Genomic DNA, 22,451 nt, shown 5'->3' with positions numbered 1-22,451 from the left:
ACGCCGAACTTTTGATGGACAGGCATGATCTTTAGAGGGGATTGGAGGGAATCCGGGAAAATACGCGGATTGCAGATTTTTATTAAAACCCGGACATTTTCCCTCATAATCTTCGGTTCTAGCAGAGGTGTTCCGTTTTTGCCTGCGCCTCCGCCATTCCCGTTGTGCCACTTTTTACAGCATCCGTCATGGTTGCAGGGAATGCGGTTGCCGGCATTCACATCATTTCAGGTCCGGTCCCGCTATGCTCATGTCCACCCAAGCCAACCGCTACGCGCATCTCTTGCTGGAGGCGCGCGCGGATGCAAAACTGATTGCGCCCTTGTCGGCAAGCGCCGAGTTGTCGATCGCCGACGGGTACGACATCGTCAAGAGCATGCTGGATTTGCGGATCGCGCAAGGGGAAGTGCCGATCGGACGCAAGATCGGCTTTACCAACCGCAAGATCTGGTCGAAGTACGGGGTTTCCGAGCCTATCCAGAATCCGGTCTGGACGCCGATGTTCGACTCCACCGTGCGGTTTGCCGAGGACAACCGCGGCATCCAGAGCCTGCTCGGCGCGCTGCAGCCGCGCATCGGGCCGGAAGTCGTATTCAAGCTCGGGCAGACGCCGCCGCCGGATGCAACGGTCGAGGACATGGCCGAATGCATCGAATGGATGGCGCATGCCTTTGAAATCGTCGTCTGCCCTTTCCCCGACTGGAAATTCGAGATGGTCGATGCGATTGCCGCCTACGGCTTGCATGGGTCGCTGATCGTCGGCGAACCGAAGATGCTCTCGTCCGCCACGCGCAGGAACCTGCCCGCGCTGCTGGCCAACACCAGCCTGTCGCTGTCCTGCAATGACGAGCTGCGTTCGGCCGGCTTCGGGAGCGACGTGCTCGGCAGCCCCGTGCATGCCGTATGGCATCTGCATCAGATGCTCAAATCGCAGTCGGAGCAATTCAAGCCGCTGACCGCCGGCGAAATCATCACCACCGGCACCTGGACCGATGTCTGTCCGATCGCGCCCGGCGAAACCTGGGCGTCCGCATGTTCCGGCGTGCTCCTGCCCGGATTGACTATTTCCTTCGTGTAAGCCATCTTCCCTGCGGCGCTTTCGCGCACGGTGCGAAAGCGCTGGAATGGATCAATGCGCCCATGCGGCACCACGGAGGAAGAATTGGCCTGGATCGTCTTGTTCTTTGCAGGATTGCTGGAAGTGGTCTGGCTGGTATTGTTCAAGCAGTCGGAAGGCTATGCCCGACGGGAGTATGCCGTGGCGGCTCTGAGTGTTTCCTTCGTGAGCTTTGGCCTGGTCGGCTGGACGCTGAAAACTTTGCCTGTCGGCACAGCCTATGCCATCTGGACCGGAATGGGCGCAGCCGGAGGCGCTCTGGTCGGCATCGTGCTGTTCAATGAACCGGCAAATGCGCTGCGCCTCATCTGCGTCGGACTGATCATCCTGGGAATCGTCGGGCTGAAGCTACGCATTAAACCCGGGTGTCAGCTACGCGGACTCCGCAAGCCCATGAAAAAAGGCGCCGTACGAGGCGCCTTTTTGCTTTGCATGGCCAAGTCAGTCGGCCCGGTCGGCGCGCACCCAAGTCTGGGTTCGTCCGAATGCCGGCATGCCGATATAGCCGCGCACATCCAGCTTCTTGCCGCCATCGACCACGGCCATCTTGCTCTTGTAGACCTTGCCATTGGCCGGATCGAGGATTTGCCCGCCGGTGAATTCCTCGCCGTCCTGTTTCAGGCCGGTCAGGATCGTCATGCCGATGATGGGCTGGTCTTTCCGGCTATCCTGGCACTGGTCGCATTTCGGGTTCGGGTCTTCGCCCGGTTCCCGGAACAGCTTTTCGATCTTGCCCTTGTATTCGCCATTGCTTTCGGTAATGCGGATCAGGGCCTTCGGCTTGCCCGTCTTGTCATCGATGTTTTTCCACAGACCGACGGGTGAAGCCTGCTGCGCGTGTGCGCCCAGGGAAATGATCGCCGTGGCCGCAGCCACGACCATCGCTGTTTTTTTAAGCATGTCGCCTCCTCAATATATATGAATGTCAAAACCTGGAATCAGAACCTATCAAGGGGGCGAATCAAGACTTTTGCAGTTTCTCAAACTGCTCACGCAGCTTGGCTTGTGTGGTCATGAAATTGGCCAGCCTATCCTTCTCCTGGGCGACCACCTGGGCCGGCGCGCGTGCGATGAAGCTGTCGTTGCTCAGCTTGGCATTGGCTTTCGCGATTTCTCCCTCGATGCGGCTGAGTTCTTTCGACAGGCGTTCGCGTTCTGCCGCCAGGTCGATCTCCACCTTCAGCATCAGCTTCGCCGCGCCGACGACTGACACCGGCGCAGGGGAGGCGGGCAGGGCTTCGAGCACTTGTATGTCAGACAGCTTGGCCAGCGCCTGCAGGTAGGGCACGAAGGATAGCAATTGCTGCCTGTCGTCCGCGCTGGATTCGATCACCAGCGGCACCCGCTGGGCGGGCGAGAGCTGCATCTCGCCGCGCAGGTTGCGGCAGGCATCGGTCAGCGCCTTCAGCTGCGTCATCCAGGCTTCCGCCTGTTCATCCAGCTTTTCGCGGTTCTCGGCCGGATACGGCTGCAACATGATCGAATCGCCCGGATTCATGGTACGGCCGGTCAGCGGCGCCACGGTCTGCCACAGTTCTTCGGTGATGAAGGGAATTATCGGGTGCGCCAGGCGCAGCACGGTTTCCAGCACGCGCAGCAGGGTGCGACGGGTGGCGCGCTGCTGTGCTTCGGTCCCGTTCTGGATCTGCACTTTCGCGACCTCCAGATACCAGTCGCAGTATTCATCCCAGACGAACTTGTAGATGGCGGAGGCGATGTTGTCGAAGCGGTAGTCGGCAAAGCCTTTCTCGACTTCGGCTTCGGTGTGCTGCAGAAGCGACACGATCCAGCGGTCGGCCTGCGAAAAGTCGCGGCCGCCTTCCTTGCAGGAGGCGCCCTCGAAACCGCAATCCTTGCCTTCGGTATTCATGAGCACGAAGCGGGTCGCGTTCCACAGCTTGTTGCAGAAATTGCGATAGCCTTCGCAGCGGTTCAGGTCGAAGTTGATGTTGCGGCCGAGCGAGGCGTAGCTCGCCATGGTGAAGCGCAGGGCGTCGGTGCCGAAAGCCGGAATGCCATTCGGAAACTCCTTGCGCGTGGCCTTCGCGATGCTTTCTGCCTGTTTTGGATTCATCAGGCCGGTGGTGCGTTTCGCGACCAGCGATTCCACATCGATGCCGTCGATCAGGTCGATCGGGTCAAGCGTATTGCCCTTGGACTTGGACATCTTCTGGCCACTGGCGTCGCGCACCAGGCCGTGCACGTACACGTTCTCGAACGGCACCTTGCCGGTGAAGTGGGTGGTCATCATTACCATCCGCGCCACCCAGAAGAAGATGATGTCGAAGCCGGTCACCAGCACCGAGGATGGCAGGAACAGCTTGTAGTCCGGGGTTTCTTCCGGCCAGCCGAGGGAAGAGAAGGGCACCAGCGCCGACGAGAACCAGGTGTCGAGCACATCGCTTTCGCGCCGCAGCGCCTTGCCGCCGGCCTGCTTCCTCGCATCTTCCTCGTTGCGCGCGACGTAGATCTTGCCTTCGTCGTCATACCAGGCCGGAATCTGGTGACCCCACCAGAGCTGGCGGGAAATGCACCAGTCCTGGATATTGTTGAGCCACTGGTTATAGGTGGTAGTCCAGTTTTCCGGGATGAACTTGATCGAGCCATCCGCGACCTTTTCCAGCGCGACTTCGGCGATCGACTTGCCCGGGAAGTACGTGCCTGCCGGCGCCGGCTTGCTCATGGCGACGAACCACTGGTCGGTCAGCATCGGCTCGATCACCACACTGGTGCGGTCGCCGCGCGGCACCATCAGCTTGTGCGGCTTGACCGAGTCCAGCAAGCCTTGGGCTTCAAGGTCGGCAACGATCTGCTTGCGCGCTTCGTAGCGGTCCAGGCCGCGGTATTTCTCGGGACCGTTCTCGTTGATCTTGGCGTCGAGCGTGAAGATGTTGATCTGGGGGAGCTGGTGGCGCTGGCCGACGGCATAGTCGTTGAAGTCGTGCGCCGGCGTGATCTTCACGCAGCCGGTGCCGAATTCCTTGTCCACGTAATCGTCGGCGATGATCGGGATTTCGCGGCCGGTCAGGGGCAGCTTCAGCAGCTTGCCGTGCAGGTGCGTATAGCGTTCGTCGGTCGGATCGACCGCCACCGCGACGTCACCCAGCATGGTCTCGGGGCGGGTGGTGGCTACCGTGATGTGCCCGCTACCGTCGGCGAGCGGATAGCGGATCTGCCACATGGAACCGTCTTCTTCTTCCGACACCACTTCCAGGTCGGAGACCGCGGTCAGGAGTTTCGGGTCCCAGTTCACCAGGCGCTTGCCGCGATAGATGAGACCCTGCTCGTACAGGCGCACGAAGACTTCGGTCACCGCCTTGGACATCTTCGCGTCCATCGTGAAGTATTCGCGGCTCCAGTCGGTGGAAGCGCCGAGGCGGCGCATCTGGCCGGTAATCGTGGAGCCGGAATGCTCTTTCCACTCCCACACTTTTTCCAGGAATTTTGCGCGTCCGAGGTCATGGCGCGAAACCTTTTGCGCGTCGAGCTGGCGTTCGACCACGATTTGCGTGGCAATGCCCGCATGGTCGGTGCCCGGGATCCACGCGGTATTGAAGCCGCGCATCCGGTAATAGCGGGTCAGGCCATCCATGATGGTCTGGTTGAAGGCATGCCCCATGTGCAGGGTGCCTGTGACATTGGGCGGCGGCAACTGAATGCTGAAGGAAGGCTTGCCGGCATCGGTAGTAGCGGTGTAGTAACCGCGTTTTTCCCATTCGACGCGCCAGTGCTTTTCAATGTCGGTGGGCTCGAAGGATTTGGCTAATTCCATGATTGGACGTAAGTTTTGCGAAACCTCACATTATAAGGGAGGCGGTCGCTGACTTGCCTTGGAACGAGGCGTATAATTCGCCAATGCTGTTTTTATGAGGCAAAACGCTAGGGGTCCTGGCCAGAACAAACGCATTTTGCGGGCCGGGTGAGAAATACCCTCAAACCTGATCTGGGTAATGCCAGCGAAGGGAAGCAATCGGAAGGCCTTTCCCTGTTTCCGCCGCTCCTTCGCTGTTTCTAGTCTGAGCAAAGGAGCATCATGAGCGCCAATCCCCAATTCCTCGCCGCCACCGCCAAGGTGGATGAGGCCGCCATTCAGCCGCTGCCGAATTCGCGCAAGATCTATGTCGAAGGCTCGCGCCCGGACATTCGTGTGCCGATGCGCGAAATCAGCCAGGCCGACACGCCGGCCTCCTTCGGCGCCGAAAAGAATCCGCCAATCTACGTCTACGACACCTCCGGCCCCTACACCGATCCGGAAGCGAAGATCGACATCCGCTCCGGCCTGCCGGCCTTGCGCGCCGCATGGATTGCCGAGCGCGGCGACACCGAAGAATTGCCGGGACCGACCTCGAAGTACGGCATCGAACGCCTGAACGATCCGAAGCTGGCGGAGCTGCGTTTCGACCTGCACCGCAAGCCGCGCCGCGCGCTGCCGGGCAAGAACGTGTCGCAGATGCATTACGCGCGTCAGGGCATCATCACCCCGGAAATGGAATACATCGCGATCCGCGAAAACATGCGGCGTAAGGAATACCTGGAAAACCTGAAAGCGTCCGGCCCGATGGGGCAGAAGCTGGCCGATTTGATGGGACGCCAGCATCCGGGGCAGAGTTTCGGCGCCTCGATTCCGGCGGAGATCACGCCGGAATTCGTGCGCGATGAAGTTGCCCGCGGCCGCGCCATCATTCCCGCCAACATCAACCACCCGGAATCCGAGCCGATGATCATCGGCCGCAATTTCCTGGTGAAGATCAATGCCAATATCGGCAACTCTGCTGTCACGTCCTCGATCGGCGAGGAAGTGGAAAAGATGACTTGGGCAATCCGCTGGGGTGGCGACACAGTGATGGACCTGTCGACCGGCAAGCACATCCATGAAACCCGCGAATGGATCATCCGCAATTCGCCGGTGCCGATTGGTACCGTGCCGATCTACCAGGCGCTGGAAAAGGTCAATGGCAAGGCGGAAGACCTGACCTGGGAAATCTTCCGCGACACGCTGATCGAGCAGGCGGAGCAGGGCGTGGATTACTTCACCATCCATGCCGGGGTGCGCCTGCAATACGTGCCACTGACCGCCAAGCGCATGACCGGCATTGTCTCGCGCGGGGGGTCGATCATGGCAAAGTGGTGTCTCGCGCATCACAAGGAATCTTTCCTGTACGAGCATTTCGAAGAGATCTGCGAAATCATGAAGGCGTACGACGTGTCGTTCTCGCTCGGCGACGGCCTGCGTCCTGGCTCGATCTACGACGCCAACGACGAAGCCCAGCTCGGCGAGCTGAAGACGCTGGGTGAACTGACCCAGATCGCCTGGAAGCATGATGTGCAGGTGATGATCGAAGGCCCGGGCCACGTGCCGATGCACCTGATCAAGGAAAACATGGACATCCAGCTCGAACAGTGCAAGGAAGCGCCGTTCTACACGCTGGGCCCGTTGACTACCGATATCGCGCCCGGCTACGACCACATCACCTCCGGCATCGGTGCCGCAATGATCGGCTGGTATGGCACGGCCATGCTGTGCTACGTCACGCCGAAGGAACACCTCGGCCTGCCGAACAAGGACGATGTGAAGGAAGGCATCATCACCTACAAGCTGGCGGCGCACGCGGCCGATCTGGCGAAAGGCCATCCGGGCGCGCAGATCCGCGACAACGCGCTGTCGAAAGCACGCTTCGAATTCCGCTGGGAAGACCAGTTCAACCTCGGCCTCGATCCGGACAAGGCACGCGAATTCCACGACGAGACTCTGCCCAAGGATTCCGCCAAGGTGGCGCACTTCTGCTCGATGTGCGGCCCGCATTTCTGCTCGATGAAGATCACCCAGGATGTGCGCGACTATGCGGCCAGCCAGGGTATTTCGGATGAACAGGCGCTGAAGAAAGGCATGGAAGTCAAGGCGGTCGAGTTCATCAAGAGCGGCGCGGAAATCTATCGCAAGCAGTAGGCGAAATGGCGATGGAAATCGAACTGAACGGCGTGCCGCATCCGATTGCGGCAAACCAGAATGTGCAGGATCTGATCGCTTCGCTCGACCTGGCAGGCAAGTCGCTGGCGGTCGCAGTCAATCGGGAAGTGGTGCCGCGGCAGTTGTGGTCGCAGCGCGTGCTGCAGCCGAGCGACCGGGTGGATATCGTCCGCGCAATAGGCGGTGGGTGATAATGCACCCTCCCCTTGAAGGGGAGGGTGTGGCAATGGAGCTTTTATGCATACACAAGATACGACTCAGGACCACGGCCTCACCATCGCCGGCAAAACCTATCGCTCGCGCCTGCTGGTCGGCAGCGGCAAGTATCGTGACCTGGAGCAGACCCGCGCAGCGACGGAAGCCAGCGGCGCGGAAATCATCACGGTGGCGATCCGCCGGGTCAACATTGGCCAGGATCCGAATGCGCCCAGCTTGCTGGATGCGGTTCCGCCCTCGAAATACACGATCCTGCCGAACACCGCCGGCTGCTACAACGCGAAGGACGCCGTCTACACCCTGCAGCTCGCGCGCGAACTGCTCAACGGGCACAAGCTCGTCAAGCTCGAAGTGCTTGGCGATGAAAAGACGCTGTTCCCCAACATGCCGGAAACGCTGAAGGCAGCCGAGCTGCTGGTGAAGGATGGCTTCGACGTCATGGTGTATTGCAGCGACGACCCGATCCAGGCCCGCATGCTGGAAGACATCGGCTGCGTCGCGGTGATGCCGCTGGCATCGCTGATCGGTTCCGGCATGGGTATCCTCAATCCATGGAATTTGTCGCTGATCATTCAGCAGTCGAAAGTGCCGGTGCTGGTGGATGCCGGCGTCGGCACGGCGTCGGATGCGGCGATTGCAATGGAGCTGGGCTGCGATGGCGTGCTGATGAATACCGCGATTGCCGGCGCGCGCGACCCCATTCGCATGGCGCGTGCCATGAAGCTGGCGGTGGAAGCCGGCCGCGAAGCCTATCTTGCCGGACGCATTCCGAAGAAGTTCGCCGCATCGCCGTCATCGCCGGTTGAAGGGCGGGTCGCATGAATCGACCCAGCGTGCTGATCTTCGCCGGCTCGGATCCGAGCGGCGGAGCCGGACTGCAGGCCGATATCCAGGCCGTTGCCGCACTGGGCGCGCATCCGCTGTCGGTGACAACCGCGCTGACGGTACAGGACAATGACCGGGTGCATGCCGTGCATCCGGTGCCGGCTGCGCTGGTGCAGCAGCAGGCCCAAGCCTTGATCGACAAGATCGAGGTGGCGGCGGTCAAGGTCGGCATCGCCGGCAACCATGCCAATACTGCGGCAATTGCCGGCATCGTCGAACAGCTCAAGCGGCGCAGGCCGGACCTGCCCGTCGTCGTGGACACGGTACTGGCCAGCGGCCATGGCGATGCGCTGTCGACGGACAATGCGGTGCAGGCGATCGAGCCACTGCTGTCGGTGGCGACGCTGATCACGCCGAATCTTCTCGAGGCGGCAGCATTGTGCGACGGCGACCGCCGGCTCGACGAGCAGGTGGAAAAACTGTTGCGCCGCTGTCCGAATGTGCTGATCAAGGGCGGCCATGGCAGCGGACCGGAAGTGATGAACCATTGGTTCGCCGTTGGCGATTCCCGCTCCTGGAATTGGCCGCGCTTACAAGGCAGCTTCCATGGCACCGGCTGTACCCTGGCATCGGCGATCGCGGCCCTGCTGGCGCAGAGAGTGCCGCTCGTCGACGCGCTGGAACGGGCTCAATCCTATTGCCACCAGGCGCTGCTGTCTTCGTATGCGATCGCCCAGGGCCAGCGCATTCCGAACCGATGGGTTCCTTCTTTCACGGGAAATGCATGAAAGGTTTGTATATCGTCACGCCCGACTGGGATGACACCACCAGGTTGCTGGAAGTGACCGAGGCTGCGCTGCGCGGCGGCGCGGCGCTGGTGCAGTACCGGCACAAGACCGCGAGCCCGCAGCTGCGCGAGGAACAGGCGCGGCAGCTGCAGGCCTTGTGCCGGCGCCATGGACGGCCGTTCATCATCAATGACTTCGTGGACTTGTGCCTGGCGCTGAACGCCGATGGCATCCATGTCGGCGGCACCGACGTGCCGGTCGCCGACGTGCGTGCCGCAGTGGGGCCCGGCAAGATCGTCGGCGCTTCCTGCTACGGCAGCCTGGAGCTCGCGCGCGATGCTCATAGTGCTGGCGCGAGCTATGTCGCGTTCGGCGGCTTTTATCCTTCGCGCGTCAAGAAATATGAAGTCGCCACACAGCCGGAGATCGTCACGCGCGCCAGGGCCGAGATCCCCTTGCCGAACGTGGTGATCGGCGGCATGACGCATGAAAATGCCGCACCGCTCGTGGCGCTGGGCGCCGACATGGTGGCGGTGATCAGCAGCGTGTACATGGTCGATGAACCGGAGGCGGCTGCTCGCAGGTTTGCACAAATGTTCATGCCTGGCTGAGCCCGGCTCTTCGCATCCCGGCATTGCCAGTGAGGCAAGTGCGCAGATTTATCCGAAGCCGTGCGGGCGGCGCGGCTATAATCTCGGCATGCAGAACCTCCTCCACAATCTCAATCCCGAACAACTTGCAGCAGTCACCTTGCCCCCGCAGCATGCGCTCATTCTTGCAGGCGCGGGGTCCGGCAAGACCCGGGTATTGACGACGCGGATCGCATGGCTGATCCAGACTGGACAAGTCTCTCCCGCCGGCATACTGGCGGTCACGTTCACCAACAAGGCGGCGAAGGAAATGATCTCGCGCCTGTCAGCGATGTTGCCGGTGAATACGCGCGGCATGTGGATCGGCACCTTCCATGGCCTGTGCAACCGTCTCCTGCGCGCGCATTACCGCGATGCGGGCTTGCCGCAAACCTTCCAGATCCTCGATTCGCAAGACCAGCTGTCGATGATCAAGCGCCTGCTGAAGGCGCTGAATGTCGATGACGAGAAATACCCGCCGCGTAACCTGATGTACTTCATCAACAGCGCGAAGGAGCAAGGCCTGCGCGCGAAGGATGTGGAGGCCTACGACGATTACAACCGCAAGTTCGTCGAGCTGTACGAGATTTATGACAACCAGTGCCAGCGCGAAGGTGTGGTGGATTTCGCCGAGCTGCTGCTGCGCACCTATGAATTGTTGCAGCGTAACCAGCCGCTGCGCGAACATTACCAGGCGCGCTTTCGCCACATCCTGATCGACGAATTCCAGGATACCAACAACCTGCAATACAACTGGCTCAAGCTGATGGCCGGGCAGCACAACGCGGTGTTCGCGGTGGGTGACGACGACCAGAGCATCTATGCCTTCCGCGGCGCGAACGTCGGCAACATGATTGCCTTCGAGCGCGAATTCAAGGTCGAAAACCTGATCAAGCTGGAGCAGAATTACCGTTCGCACGGCCACATCCTCGACGCCGCGAATACCCTGATCGCCAACAACAGCAAGCGCCTTGGCAAGAACCTGCGCACCGATGCCGGTCATGGCGAGCCGGTGCGCATCTATGAAGCCAGCAGCGACCTGCAGGAAGCGCAATGGATCATCGAGGAAGCGAAAAGCCTGATCAACGAAGGCGCGGCGCGCAGCGAGATCGCCATCCTGTATCGCTCGAACGCGCAGTCGCGGGTGATCGAGCATGCGCTGTTCACCGCCGGCATTCCCTATCGCGTGTACGGCGGCCAGCGCTTCTTCGAGCGCGCCGAGATCAAGCATGCGATCGCCTACCTGCAGCTGATCGACAACCTGCACAATGACTCCGCCTTCCTGCGGGTGGTGAATTTCCCGACTCGCGGCATCGGTGCGCGCTCGATCGAACAGTTGCAGGACGCGGCGCGCCAGTACGGCATCTCCCTCTACGCTGCGGTTCCCTATGTCACGGGCAAGGCGGGTTCCGTGCTCGGCGCCTTCGTCAAGCTGATCGAGGGCATGCGCTTCGAAACCCAGCAGTTGCCGCTGCAGGAAATGGTGCAGGTGGTGCTCGAAATGAGCGGCCTGATGGAGCACTACCGGAATGAGAAGGATGGCGCCGACCGCATCGAAAACCTGGAGCAGCTGGTCAGTGCGGCAATGCTGTTCGTGTCCGAAGAAGGCTTCGGCATTGACAGCCCGGCGCTGCTGGGTCCGAAGGCGCAGCCAGTTGCGGGAGAGGCGCTGGCAGACGGGAATGGCAGCGAGGTGCTCGATGCCGACGCGCCATTGCCCACCGTGATGTCGCCCCTGTCGGCCTTCCTGTCGCATGCTTCGCTGGAAGCCGGCGACAATCAGGCGGCGGCGGGCCAGGATGCGCTGCAACTGATGACGGTGCATTCCGCCAAGGGGCTGGAATTCGACGCGGTGTTCATCACCGGCCTGGAAGAAGGCTTGTTCCCGCATGAGAACAGCACCCAGGAAGAGGGCGGCCTGGAGGAAGAGCGGCGTCTCATGTACGTGGCGATCACGCGCGCCAAGAAGCGGCTGTATCTCAGCTTTTCCCAAACCCGCATGCTGCACGGCCAGACGCGCTTCAACATGCGGTCGCGCTTTTTCGATGAATTGCCGGAAGAGGCGCTGAAGTGGCTGTCACCGAAGGTGCAGCACCAGTGGTTCGCTCCCAGGAAATCGGCATGGGACGATGCGCCCGAGTCGGGGGTGAATGCCATCGCGCAAAGCTTTACCAAGCAGGATGCCGGCTGGCGCATCGGCGAGACGGTGGCGCATCCGAAATTCGGCGAGGGCGTGATCGTCAACATCGAAGGCGGCGGCGCCAATACACGGGCCCATATCAACTTCGGCCGCCACGGGATGAAGCTGCTGGACCTGAATATCGCCAAGCTGGAAAAGGTCGCGCCGAAAATCGGAAGCTGAGGTCAACCGCTGAGACCGCGCCGGACGCCTGCCGTCACGCAGGTTGTTCCGGCTTGCCGAAGATCTGGGTATAGGTGGGATAGAACGAACAGTACATCACCACGGTCATGACCAGCGTCAGCGGCAGCAGCAGCATCATCACGATCCCCGGCTGGCCGAACACCAGCGCGAGGATGCTGCTGGCAATCGAGGGCAGGATGACGCCGATCGCGACCCAGGCGAGTCCGTACACCAGGAAAGCCTTGCCAGCGCGGCGCACCGCGAAGAAGCTGTAGAACAGCGCCTTGCCCACGCCCATGTTCTGCCAGGTGATGAGCGGCGCGGCATGCCAGAAGGCCATGATGGCCGGGGTGTACACCACGGCGGCAAAAATCATCGCCAGCGTCATGTTGGAACTGCGCACTGCGGTTGCATTCAATGGCAGCTGGCCGCTCATCACCTGCCAGAAAACCCCACCATCAATAAGGGCCGAGGACGCCACCGCAACGATGGCGGCGATCAGGTACAAGGCGCCAAGCTGCAGCAGCCGGCCCAGCGCGGGGGTGCGGAAAATCTTGAACAGCATGCTCGGATACACCCGCTTGCCGCGCTCGATCTGCAGACAGGCTTGCATGAAGGCCATCGAAAACGCGGGCACCAGTATGATCGGCAATACCTGACCGAGCAGCGGGATGATCCCGACCGCCAGCATCAGGAACAGGTAGCTCAGGAACAGCGTCGACATTTCGGCAGGCTGTTTGCGGAACAGGGAAAATCCATCCTTGACCCACTGCCAGCCGGCGCTTGCAGGCAATTTTTCCATGGTCAGAAGAGAGCCGGGACAGGATTGTTGATTCTTTGCCGCAGGATTCGTTCAAAATGCGCCGGATCGTGCGGCGTCAGCATTTCCGCCTCCCGCGGCAGATGGAAATCGTACAGGCGCGACAGCCAGAAGCGCAATGCGCCTGCACGCAGCATCGCTTGCCATGCGGCTTGTTCCGCCTCGGTAAATGGACGCACCGCATGATAGGCGTCGAGCATGGCGCGTACCCGCGGCACATCGAACGCCCCGGATTCGAGGTCGATGCACCAGTCGTTGACGGTGACCGCCACGTCGAACAACCAGGTATCCCAGCCGGCAAAATAAAAGTCGAAAAAGCCGGTGAGCCGTTCGCCGTTGAACATCACATTGTTGCGGAACAGGTCGGCATGGATCGGGCCGCGCGCCAGCTGCTTGTAGGCGCGGGATGTGGCGTACGCTTCCTGGAAATGCATTTCCGCGCGTAACAGGTGCTGGCCTTCTTCCGGAAGATAAGGCAGCACGACCGGAGTCGCGGCCTTCCACCATTCGAGGCCGCGCAGGTTCGGCTGGCGCAGCGGAAAATCCTGCCCGGCCAAATGCATTTTCGCCAGCATCGCACCGACTTCGGCGCAATGCACCGGCTTCGGCGCGAGTTGCGATGTGCCTTCCAGCTTGGTGACGATCGACGCAGGCTTGCCGTGCAGCGTATGCAGGATGTCTCCCTGCTTGTTGGCGATGGGCGCTGGCACCAGCACGCCGCGTTCGGCGAGATGGCGCATCAGCTGCAGGTAAAACGGCAGCTGGGTGAAAGTCAGTTTTTCGAATATGGTCAGCACATATTCGCCGGTCTCGGTGGTGAGGAAGAAATTGCTGTTTTCGATGCCGGATGAAATGCCTTTGATGGCGAGTGCCTTGCCGAGGGAAAACTGGGTGATCCAGTGCTTGAGGTCATCCAGATTGACCGGGGTGAATACTGCCATGTGCGCGTGAGTGGTGTTGAGTTTGAAAGAGGGGAACCGCAAAGAAATTATTTCTTTTGCCGATCGGGAGGCTCGGTTGCTCCGGGCGGTAGCGGGGCAGGACCCTCGGCATCTTCCACTGGCTGGGATTGCTCGGGACGTCCAAGATCAAAGGTCAGGATTTCCCACTGTGCCGCACGCATCATGCTGCCCTGGATATCACCTGGCGCTGCGCTCCCCGCCTGGTCGTTCGGCTTCAGATAATACGTGCTCCCGCCGCTGCTGACTTTTATTTCCGTCACTTTGCCGCCGGGCGCGCGCTTTTCCTCGCTCCTGCTGCCGCCCTCCGGTTTGCGAATGGTGATCGCCGGCGCTTCTTCGCCTTCTTCCAGGTTCTCAAGCTGTGGCGGCGGCGGCGCCTTCCCGTCCGGTTGCTGCGCATCGGCGATGAGCGGCCTTGCAGCAAGGCATACCAGGACAAGCGACCAGACCTTCAGAGTGCGCATGGCAATTCGTGGGTGATTGTTATTGGTGCAATGGGTGAGTCGGGACTCCCTATGAAGCATTGTAGCAAACCGGTCCCGCCACTCAGCAATCCCTGGCTACAGAAAGGCTCCATTTTGCTTGTCGGAATCCGCAAGCACGATGTCCCGCGCCTCGTAAAAGGCAAAGATCGCATCCACTACATTGGCCGGCTCATCGATCAGCTGCACCAGTTCCATGTCCTTCGGGTTGATCATTCCATTGCCCACCAGCTGGGTCTGGAACCAGTCGAGCAGTCCGCGCCAGAAGGTGGTGCCGACCAGGATCACTGGAATGCGCCTGGTTTTGCCAGTCTGGATCAGGGTCAGCACTTCCGTGAGTTCATCCAGCGTACCAAAGCCGCCCGGCAGCACGACATAAGCGTCCGCATATTTGACGAAGGCGACCTTGCGCGCAAAAAAATGGCGGAAGCTGATGGAAATGTCTTGCCAGGTGTTGGACTTCTGTTCATGCGGCAATTCGATGTTCAGTCCGACCGATGAAGACTTGCCTTCGAAAGCCCCCTTGTTGGCCGCTTCCATCAGGCCCGGTCCGCCGCCGGAAATGACGGCCAGGCCGGCATCGGAAAGGCGGCGGGCGATGTCGACGCAGATGGCATAGTAGGGATTGTCAGGCTGGATGCGGGCTGATCCGAAAATCGAGACTGCCGGGCGCAGTTCTGAGAGGCGCTCGGTCGAGTCGATAAACTCTGCCATAATCGTCAGAATATGCCACGATTCGCGCGCCTTCTTCGAAGTGGCGCGCTCAAGATCGGCCACCTGCCGCAGGCGCGGCACATTTTTTCCCTTGAATTCCATATGAATAAAACCCTGTTGCTGGTTGACGGCTCGAGTTATCTGTATCGCGCGTTTCACGCGATGCCCGATCTGCGGAACGCGGAAGGCGCGCCGACCGGCGCCATCTACGGCATGATCAACATGTTGCGGCGCTTGCGCAACGATTACGGCGCAGCATACATCGCCTGCGTCTTCGATGCAAAAGGCAAGACCTTCCGGGATGACTTGTATGCGGAATACAAGGCGCAGCGGGCCGCGATGCCGGAGGACCTGGTCCGGCAGATCGAGCCGATCCATGAAGCGGTACGCGCGCTCGGCTGGCCGATCCTGATGGTGGAGGGAATCGAGGCGGATGACGTGATCGGCACGCTGGCGACGCAGGCGACGGCGCACGGACTGAAAACCGTGATCTCCACCGGCGACAAGGACCTGGCGCAGCTGGTCAACGAGCATGTCACGCTGATCAACACGATGAGCAATGAAAAGCTGGACCGGGAGGGCGTGATCGCCAAGTTCGGCGTGCCGCCGGACCGCATCGTCGATTACCTGACTCTGGTCGGTGACACTGTCGACAATGTGCCGGGCGTCGACAAGGTCGGCCCGAAGACGGCGGTGAAGTGGCTGAACCAGTACGGCAGCCTCGACGGCATCATTGAACATGCCGCCGACATCGGCGGTGCGGTCGGGGAAAACCTGCGGCGCGCCCTCGACTGGCTGCCCACGGCGCGCACCCTCGTGACCGTGAAGACCGACTGCGAACTGGTTGGGCACATGGTGTCGATCCAGGAATCGCTGGTAGCAAAGCCGGCGGACGACGACGCCATGATCGATTTCTTCAAGCGCTATGGCTTCAAGACCTGGCTGCGCGAGCTGAGTGCCAAATCTGCCGGCAATGCAGCGTCAGCGAGCCAGCCCGCAGAGGGCGGCACCGGACGCGCTTCTGCCCCTGCTGCTCCGGAAAAAACCGAGTATGAGACCGTGCTGACGGAGGAGCAGCTCGACAAGTGGCTGGCAATCATCCATGACGCTGCGCTGACCTCGGTCGACACCGAGACCACGTCGCTCGACCCGATGCAGGCGCGGCTGGTCGGCATTTCCTTGTGCTGCACGCCGGGCATCGCCGCGTATATTCCGGTCGCGCATCGCTACCAGGGCGCGCCGCAGCAGCTGCCTCTCGAACTGGTGCTGGCGAAACTCAAACCCTGGCTCGAAGATGAAGGCAAGCCCAAGGTCGGGCAGAATCTGAAATACGACAGCCACGTGTTCGCCAACCATGGCGTCGAGCTGCGCGGCATCGCGCACGACACGCTGCTCGAATCCTATGTATTCGAGTCGCACAAGAGCCATGACATGGACAGCCTCGCGCTGCGCCACCTGGACCGCAAGACCATCACCTTCGAAGAAGTGTGCGGCAAGGGCGCGTCGCAGATCGGCTTTGATGAAGTCGCGATCGAGCGCGCGACCGACTATGCGGCGGAAGATGCCGACGTCACGCTGCAGCTGCATCATGCCATGTGGCCGCATGTGACTGAAAACGCCGGATTGACATTCATTTATGAAAAGATCGAACTGCCGACGTCGGTCGTGCTGCGCAAGATCGAGCGAAACGGCGTGCTGATCGACACCCACCTGCTTGCGTCGCAATCGAACGAGCTCGGCGCGCGCATGCTGGAGATGGAGCAGAAGGCATACGAGATGGCGGGACAGCCGTTCAATCTCAACTCACCGAAGCAGCTGGGGGAGATTTTCTTCGGCAAGCTGCAGTTGCCGGTCGTGAAGAAGACGCCTTCCGGCACGCCATCCACCGACGAGGAAGTGCTGCAGAAGCTGGCGGAAAACTATCCGCTTCCGAAAATCCTGCTGGAATACCGCGGACTGTCCAAGCTGAAGTCCACCTATACCGACAAGCTGCCGAAGATGGTGAATCCCGCTACCGGCCGGGTGCACACCAATTATGCGCAGGCGGTCGCGGTAACCGGCCGGCTCGCCTCGAACGACCCCAACCTGCAGAACATCCCGATCCGTACCGCCGAAGGCCGGCGCATCCGCGAAGCCTTCGTCGCTTCACCCGGCAAGGTGATCGTGTCGGCGGATTATTCACAGATCGAGTTGCGCATCATGGCGCATATCTCCGGCGATGAAAGCCTGTTGCGCGCCTTTGCGCAAGGGGAGGATATCCACCGCGCGACTGCCGCCGAGATCTTCGGCGTGATGCCGCTTGAAGTGAGCGCTGAGCAGCGCCGCTATGCCAAAGTGATCAATTTCGGCCTGATCTATGGCATGAGCGCTTTCGGGCTGGCCTCCAATCTCGGCATCGAGCGTTCGGCGGCGCAGATGTATATCGACAGGTATTTCGCCCGCTATACCAAGGTGGCGCAATACATGAACGATACGCGTGTGCAGGCGAAGGAACGCGGCTATGTGGAAACCGTGTTCGGCCGTCGCCTGTGGCTGCCCGAGATCAATTCGCCGAACGGCCCGCGGCGCCAGGCAGCCGAGCGCGCTGCGATCAATGCGCCGATGCAGGGCACGGCTGCCGACCTGATCAAGCTGTCGATGATTGCGGTGCAGGACTGGCTCGAAGCCGAGCGCATGCAGTCGATGATGGTGATGCAGGTGCATGACGAGCTGGTGCTGGAAGTGCCGCAGGAGGAACTGGAAATAGTACGGCAGAGATTGCCGGAACTGATGAGCGGCGTGGCCAAGCTGAAAGTGCCGCTGATCGCAGAGGTTGGTGTCGGCAGCAATTGGGATGAGGCGCACTGAGGAATCGGGACGTCTCCTGGTGAAGTCGGAAGTTGAATATTTTTCTGGAGGATTGCCATGCAGGATTTGAAGGAAGATTTCGATAGTCTGGTCGCAAGAACTCCGCTGTCCGATGGCATGGACAGGCGGACATTCCTGCAGACGGCGCTCGGCACTGGTTTTGCCGCCGCCGTACTGCCGGTGGCTGCACAAAGCATGATCAAAACCGATACCGCGGGACTGACGGCGGGCGAGATGAAGATCAGCGTCAATGGCCATGCGGTGCCCGTGTACCGGGCGCAGCCGGAAGGCAAGAAGGATTTGCCGGTGGTGATCGTGGTGTCCGAAATCTTTGGCGTGCATGAGCATATCGCCGATGTGGCCCGGCGATTTGCCAAGCTGGGCTATCTTGCGCTGGCGCCGGACCTGTTCATACGCCAGGGCAATCCGGCTGCCTATTCTTCGATTCCCGAGTTGATGAAGGAAGTGGTATCGAAAGTGCCGGACCAGCAGGTCATGGAAGATCTCGACGCGGTGGTGGCATGGGCCGGGCAGAACGGCGGCAATGCCGGCAAGGTCGGCATCACCGGGTTCTGCTGGGGCGGGCGCATCACCTGGCTGTATTGCGCCCATAATCCCAAGGTCAAGGCTGGCGTGGCCTGGTACGGCCGCTTGGTTGGCGACAAGAATGCGCGTACGCCGCAACATCCGGTCGACATTGCCGCCGACCTGAAGGTGCCGGTGCTCGGCCTGTATGGCGGCAAGGACAGCGGCATTCCGCTCGACACTGTCGACAAGATGAAGGTGGCGCTGGCAGAAGGTGGCAGCAAGTCCGAGATCGTCGTGTTTCCGGATTCCGGCCACGCCTTCCATGCGGATTACCGGCCGAGCTATGTGGAGGCCGATGCGAAGGAAGGCTGGAAGCGTTGCCTGGCATGGTTCCGGCAGCACGGCGTCGCCTGATCCGCGTCACTGGAAAAGAGTTTTGCCGATCCAAATCCATCCCGGCTCAGGCCGGGATGTTTCTTTTTGAGGATGCATGAATGTCTGCGGCGCCAGGTTCGCCGTCTGACGAAAGCGGGGTTTCCCAGGTCGTTTGCTGAAACCTCTGCGCCCTGTGATCTATAATCTGCAACCTTGCCGCATCACACCCGGGGCCCAAAATCAATCCGACACTGCTTTCCATCCTGCTTGCCACCACCATTTCCGGCGTGATCAGCATCTCGGCGGCGGCGGCATTTTCCTTTTCGCTGCTGTCGAAAATGGTCGAGCGCATGGTCAGTCTGTCGGTCGGCATCCTGCTGTCGACTTCGCTCCTGCATGCCCTGCCGGAGGCCTTCGAGTCGCAGGCGAATGCGCATGCGCTGTTTGCCACGCTGCTGGGTGGCCTGCTCGGATTCTTCCTGCTCGAAAAGCTCGCGATCCTGCGCCATTCTCATCATTACGAAGGCGACGGCCATGCCCATGAACATGGCCACGACGCGCATGAAGCGGGCAAGGCTGGGTGGATGATCCTGATCGGCGACGGTTTGCACAACTTCACCGATGGCATCCTGATCGCCGCGGCTTTCCTCGCGGATCCGAACCTTGGCGTGATCACCGGTCTGGCGATCATCGCGCACGAGATCCCCCAGGAGATCGGCGACTTCATCGTGCTGCTCAATGCCGGCTTCAGCCGTGCGCGCGCTTACGTCTACAACCTGCTGTGCAGCCTGATGGCGGTGGTGGGAGGCGTGCTCGGCTATCTGACGCTGGAGCGCGCCTCAGGGTGGATTCCGTATGTGCTGGTGTTTGCCTCGTCCGGCTTCATCTATATCGCCGTCAGCGACCTGATGCCCCAGATGCAGCGCCGCGCCACCATCCGCGAAACCATTCCGCAAGTATTGCTGATCGCGGTCGGCGTCGCCGTCGTGCTGTTCCTGACGAATTCGGCGCACCGGCACTGATGGCGCGGCGCCGGTCTTGCAGCGCCTGAAAACTCAGCTTCCGGTCGCCACCGGCCGCGAGCCATCGGCGCACCATTCACTCCACGAGCCGGGATACAGCGCAGCTCCCGTCAGCCCGGCAACTTCCAGCGCCAGCAGGTTGTGGCAGGCAGTGACGCCGGAGCCGCACTGCATGATCGCATCCTGCGGCGCGGCAACCAGTGCCTGCCATTCCTGATGCAGTTGCGCGGCTGGCTTGAAGCACCCGTCGGCCTGCAGGTTGTCCTTGAAGAAGCGGTTCTTCGCGCCCGGGATATGGCCGCCGACCGGATCCAGCGTTTCATTCTCGCCGCGGAAGCGGTCGGGCGCGCGTGCGTCGATGACGGTCCGTGAGCCCCCATTCAGATTGTCGAATACCTCAGTGACGCCGACGGCGGAGACCAGCGGCGCGGCTGCCTGCAAGTTGCCCTGTGGCTTGGTGATGGTTTCGGAAGTTAACGGCAGACTTTGCGCCTGCCATGCAGACAATCCGCCATCCAGTACGGCGACGGCATCATGCCCGACCCAGCGCAGCATCCACCAAAGCCGTGCGGCAAACATGCCGCCATGCGCATCGTAAGCAACTACTTGAGTATCCTGGTTGATGCCCCAGCGGCGCAAGGTGTCGACGAATGCATTCCGGTCGGGCAGAGGATGGCGCCCACGGAATTCGCCATTCGGGTCCGGGCGCTTGTCGGACAGGTCGACATCCAGGTGCGCAAACTGCGCGTTCGGGATATGTCCCGCATCAAAGGCCAGGCGGCCGGCATCGGGGTTGGTCAGGTCGTGTCGGCAATCGAGCACGACCCAGTTTGGATCCTGGATATGCTGCACAAGATCTGTGGCGGAAATAAGTGTGGTGTGTCGCATGACAAACTCCTGGAGCGCTTATCAGTTTGCGGGTTTCGCCGGCGCCTGCAGCATCTGCCGGAACAGCCTTTCACAGGACCGTACGAACTCGATGTCTTCATACAGCATGGACCGGCGGCTGGCAATTCTGGCCTGCAGCGTTTCTCGATGTGCTTGGTCGGATGCGACCTTCACCGCCTTGTCGGCATAGTCATCCGCGCTTTCAGCGATCAGGTCCGCGAACAGGTCTTCGCCCATCTTCTTGTACATGCCCAGGGTATGCCGGGCACGCTGCATCGTGCCGGGCCAGGTCACGACGGGGATTCCGATGGAAAACGCTTCGAGATTCGTGTTTTGCCCGTTGAAGTGGATCGTGTCCAGCATGACGTCCGCGCAACTCATCAGCCTCAGGTAGGCGGCATGCGGCATGCGCTTGATGAACTGGATCCGCTCGGAAGCGGCGTGCGGCATGGTTTGGAATCGTTTTTCGAGTGCCTGGCGGAAGAAGGCATCCTTGGGTTCGATCAGGACGATCCTTGCTTGCGCGTCGCGCTGAACGATGCCGGCGAAAACCGCATCCATGTCGGGATGGATCTTGAAGAGCGTTTGCGGGCAGAAATAAATATGGTCGCTCTCGTCCAAACCGAATTCGGAGCGAAGCATCGCTTCCGCCGGAGGCAATGGACGGTAGTAGTAGGACAGCGTGCCCGCATTGGGGATCAGCACCAGTTTTTCCGAATAGTCGTCCTGCGCGTTTTCCGGTTCATACAATTCGGACGAGATGAAGTAATCCATGTTCGGAATACCCGTCGTATCAGGATGCCCGAACGACGTGACTTGTACCCGTGCCAGGCGCGAAAACGACAGGAGGTAGCTGAACGGTTCCATCCCGATGTCCTGGTAAAACAGGAGGTCCAGTTCAAGCGCCGCGATTTGTTCGCGGCTCTGTTGCAGGTCCGAAGTCCCGACTTTGATGACGGCATCGGCGGCTTGGTCGATTGCGGTTGCAATCTCGTCCTGCGGATGGCTTCCGAGACGGATGACAGTGACATGAAACTGCGCCTTGTCCAGATGCTCCACCAGGCCGCGAGTCGTATGGCCGATACTGTGGTTGTACATGTGCGCCGACACTATGCCTATCCGGATGCGGTTCGAGGCATTGTGTTCATGCCTGATGTGCGGCGCTTCCCATCCGAGCGAGGGGCAGACATGCAGGTAAGCCTGCGCAATCCTGGAGTGAAGTTCCCTGTTGGATTTGCCGTGGTAGGAAAGATAGAAGTAGGGCGAGGCCAGCTTTTCCGGATGACTGCTTCTCGATCTGGTTTCGAGACATTTGCCCAGCATGGCATGCATGCGTTCCCGGACCTGTTCCGGATAAAACCGGTCCGGAATGATGGCCTTGATCAGTGTCGCATTTCTCAGCATGTAGAGGCCGGTGTTGCCCGGGTCCAGTCGTGCCAGGCGATCGAACAGGGGCGCAGCCTCCTCTATCCGGTCGGTGCGCTGGTAGCAGGTCGCGAGGTTTCGCAGGCAAATGACCGAGCGCGGATCCGCGGCCAGGGCTTCCTTGTAAAGCGCAATCGCCTTGTCGAACAGGCCGGCGCTTTCGGCAAAGCTGCCAAGATTGTTGAGCGCGAGGACATGTTTCGGATTGGCCTGCAATGCTTCGCCAAAGCGCTCCTCCGCTTCAGTGTGCATCCCGCTGTACATCAGCAGTACGCCCTGGTTGTACAGGCACTCGCCAAGCAGTTTTCGTGCAGCTCCCGCTGGCCCGGGCGCGGCAAGCACCTGCCGGCACAGTTCTTCTGCCGCGGCGAATTCGCCGGCCGCCAGGAGTTGCTCCGCTCGCTTCAATAATTGAGACATACCGTGAAGTTTCTTTGTTTCTTCTGCCGGCACTGCCGGCCGGAATTCGGGCGATCAATCCTG

General features: G+C 60.8%; 19 protein-coding genes, 1 pseudogene and 1 riboswitch. Of the genes and pseudogenes, 11 read left to right on the top strand and 9 right to left on the bottom strand.

Annotated features, from left to right (window positions below; translation table 11 throughout):
* The first annotated feature begins 244 nt into the window (after nt 1-244).
* Nucleotides 245-1,078: a 2-keto-4-pentenoate hydratase gene (locus HGHM_RS00515; RefSeq protein WP_019139544.1), complete on the top strand. Its 834-nt coding sequence runs from the start codon at nt 245-247 to the stop codon at nt 1,076-1,078.
* A gap of 54 nt (nt 1,079-1,132) precedes the next feature.
* A pseudogene (locus HGHM_RS22525) lies at nt 1,133-1,429 on the top strand (DMT family transporter); the annotation flags it as partial.
* A 129-nt stretch (nt 1,430-1,558) separates the two neighbouring features.
* On the opposite strand, the gene HGHM_RS00510 reads toward HGHM_RS22525, so the two are convergent.
* The gene (locus HGHM_RS00510) at nt 1,559-1,999 is read right to left on the bottom strand and encodes a DUF2147 domain-containing protein (protein WP_019139543.1); all 441 of its coding nucleotides are present in this window, start codon (nt 1,997-1,999) and stop codon (nt 1,559-1,561) included.
* Nucleotides 2,000-2,078: 79 nt separating this feature from the next.
* Entirely contained in the window at nt 2,079-4,889 is a 2,811-nt protein-coding gene (locus tag HGHM_RS00505) for a valine--tRNA ligase (protein WP_019139542.1), read from the bottom strand.
* Nucleotides 4,890-4,988: 99 nt separating this feature from the next.
* A riboswitch (TPP riboswitch) is annotated at nt 4,989-5,099 on the top strand.
* A 51-nt stretch (nt 5,100-5,150) separates the two neighbouring features.
* Here HGHM_RS00505 and thiC point away from each other — a divergent pair.
* The 6 genes from thiC to HGHM_RS00475 all read left to right on the top strand — a co-directional run bounded on the left by thiC (nt 5,151) and on the right by HGHM_RS00475 (nt 11,905).
* Nucleotides 5,151-7,064: a phosphomethylpyrimidine synthase ThiC gene (gene thiC, locus HGHM_RS00500; protein WP_019139541.1), complete on the top strand. Its 1,914-nt coding sequence runs from the start codon at nt 5,151-5,153 to the stop codon at nt 7,062-7,064.
* An 11-nt stretch (nt 7,065-7,075) separates the two neighbouring features.
* Entirely contained in the window at nt 7,076-7,276 is a 201-nt protein-coding gene (gene thiS / locus HGHM_RS00495) for a sulfur carrier protein ThiS (protein ID WP_026075567.1), read from the top strand.
* Between the two features lie 46 nt (nt 7,277-7,322).
* Nucleotides 7,323-8,123: a thiazole synthase gene (locus HGHM_RS00490; protein ID WP_019139539.1), complete on the top strand. Its 801-nt coding sequence runs from the start codon at nt 7,323-7,325 to the stop codon at nt 8,121-8,123.
* Nucleotides 8,120-8,914, top strand: coding sequence for a bifunctional hydroxymethylpyrimidine kinase/phosphomethylpyrimidine kinase (gene thiD, locus HGHM_RS00485; protein ID WP_019139538.1), 795 nt, complete (start codon nt 8,120-8,122; stop codon nt 8,912-8,914). The genes HGHM_RS00490 and thiD overlap by 4 nt, the downstream gene beginning before the upstream one ends.
* Complete coding sequence (gene thiE, locus HGHM_RS00480; protein WP_034348343.1) at nt 8,911-9,525, top strand: thiamine phosphate synthase; 615 nt, start codon at nt 8,911-8,913, stop codon at nt 9,523-9,525. The genes thiD and thiE overlap by 4 nt, the downstream gene beginning before the upstream one ends.
* 88 nt (nt 9,526-9,613) lie before the next feature.
* Nucleotides 9,614-11,905: a UvrD-helicase domain-containing protein gene (locus tag HGHM_RS00475; RefSeq protein ID WP_019139536.1), complete on the top strand. Its 2,292-nt coding sequence runs from the start codon at nt 9,614-9,616 to the stop codon at nt 11,903-11,905.
* Between the two features lie 34 nt (nt 11,906-11,939).
* Here the strand turns inward: HGHM_RS00475 and HGHM_RS00470 are convergent, their stop codons facing one another.
* The 4 genes from HGHM_RS00470 to HGHM_RS00455 form a co-directional block, all read right to left on the bottom strand.
* Nucleotides 11,940-12,707, bottom strand: coding sequence for a BPSS1780 family membrane protein (locus HGHM_RS00470; RefSeq protein WP_019139535.1), 768 nt, complete (start codon nt 12,705-12,707; stop codon nt 11,940-11,942).
* Nucleotides 12,708-12,709: 2 nt separating this feature from the next.
* Nucleotides 12,710-13,666: a homoserine kinase gene (locus HGHM_RS00465; RefSeq protein WP_019139534.1), complete on the bottom strand. Its 957-nt coding sequence runs from the start codon at nt 13,664-13,666 to the stop codon at nt 12,710-12,712.
* Between the two features lie 47 nt (nt 13,667-13,713).
* Nucleotides 13,714-14,151: a DUF2782 domain-containing protein gene (locus HGHM_RS20305; RefSeq protein ID WP_019139533.1), complete on the bottom strand. Its 438-nt coding sequence runs from the start codon at nt 14,149-14,151 to the stop codon at nt 13,714-13,716.
* A 96-nt stretch (nt 14,152-14,247) separates the two neighbouring features.
* The gene (locus tag HGHM_RS00455; protein ID WP_019139532.1) at nt 14,248-14,985 is read right to left on the bottom strand and encodes an LOG family protein; all 738 of its coding nucleotides are present in this window, start codon (nt 14,983-14,985) and stop codon (nt 14,248-14,250) included.
* Between HGHM_RS00455 and polA the strand changes: the two genes are divergently transcribed.
* Together polA and HGHM_RS00445 are read left to right on the top strand one after the other, a co-directional pair.
* Nucleotides 14,986-17,730, top strand: a complete 2,745-nt coding sequence (polA, locus tag HGHM_RS00450) for a DNA polymerase I (RefSeq protein ID WP_019139531.1) — start codon at nt 14,986-14,988, stop codon at nt 17,728-17,730.
* Between the two features lie 57 nt (nt 17,731-17,787).
* Nucleotides 17,788-18,672 (top strand): dienelactone hydrolase family protein, encoded by an 885-nt coding sequence (locus HGHM_RS00445; protein WP_019139530.1) that lies wholly within the window; start codon nt 17,788-17,790, stop codon nt 18,670-18,672.
* Nucleotides 18,673-18,718: 46 nt separating this feature from the next.
* Here the strand turns inward: HGHM_RS00445 and HGHM_RS23345 are convergent, their stop codons facing one another.
* Complete coding sequence (locus HGHM_RS23345; RefSeq protein ID WP_148415282.1) at nt 18,719-18,985, bottom strand: hypothetical protein; 267 nt, start codon at nt 18,983-18,985, stop codon at nt 18,719-18,721.
* Here HGHM_RS23345 and HGHM_RS00440 point away from each other — a divergent pair.
* Nucleotides 18,921-19,655 (top strand): ZIP family metal transporter, encoded by a 735-nt coding sequence (locus tag HGHM_RS00440; RefSeq protein ID WP_019139529.1) that lies wholly within the window; start codon nt 18,921-18,923, stop codon nt 19,653-19,655. The genes HGHM_RS23345 and HGHM_RS00440 overlap by 65 nt on opposite strands.
* 33 nt (nt 19,656-19,688) lie before the next feature.
* Here HGHM_RS00440 and HGHM_RS00435 read toward each other — a convergent pair whose 3' ends face one another.
* Together HGHM_RS00435 and HGHM_RS00430 are read right to left on the bottom strand one after the other, a co-directional pair.
* Nucleotides 19,689-20,543 carry a sulfurtransferase gene (locus HGHM_RS00435; protein ID WP_026075564.1) on the bottom strand — a complete coding sequence of 285 codons (855 nt, stop codon included), beginning with the start codon at nt 20,541-20,543 and terminating at the stop codon, nt 19,689-19,691.
* Nucleotides 20,544-20,564: 21 nt separating this feature from the next.
* Nucleotides 20,565-22,388, bottom strand: coding sequence for an O-linked N-acetylglucosamine transferase, SPINDLY family protein (locus HGHM_RS00430; protein WP_081583506.1), 1,824 nt, complete (start codon nt 22,386-22,388; stop codon nt 20,565-20,567).
* Nucleotides 22,389-22,451 lie beyond the last annotated feature (63 nt).

Source organism: Noviherbaspirillum massiliense JC206 (assembly GCF_000312045.1).
Lineage (GTDB): Bacteria > Pseudomonadota > Gammaproteobacteria > Burkholderiales > Burkholderiaceae_D > Noviherbaspirillum > Noviherbaspirillum massiliense.
This window is presented reverse-complemented; position numbering and strand designations above follow the sequence as displayed.